At 28.8% G+C, this 243-nt stretch carries 1 protein-coding gene; it reads left to right on the forward strand.

What is annotated here, in order from left to right:
• Positions 1 to 54 precede the first annotated feature (54 nt).
• Positions 55 to 243, forward strand: a 189-nt coding sequence (locus CXF54_RS13030; RefSeq protein ID WP_317044447.1) for a helix-turn-helix domain-containing protein, incomplete at its 3' end; no start/stop codon positions are given.

A 243-nucleotide genomic window follows, 5' to 3' on the forward strand; every position in this document is an offset into this window, starting at 1 on the left:
TGAATTTTCCTGAAATAGGTTGACTAAAAATTAAGCAATTAATTACAGTCACTTATGAAAACAAAAAATGAACACTGGCTAAAAAAAAGCTATCAAAAAGCAACTTTAGAGACCAAACTTTTAGTCGTTGACCAAATCTTAAATGGTCAGCTATCCAACAACCAAGCTTCTAAAAAATATGATATTCCTAGAACAACTATTTCTTATTGGTTAAGAAAATACAGTACCTTAGTACAACAAAAA

The sequence above is a fragment of the Olleya sp. 1-3 genome (assembly GCF_002836085.1).
GTDB classification, from domain to species: Bacteria; Bacteroidota; Bacteroidia; order Flavobacteriales; family Flavobacteriaceae; genus Olleya; species Olleya namhaensis.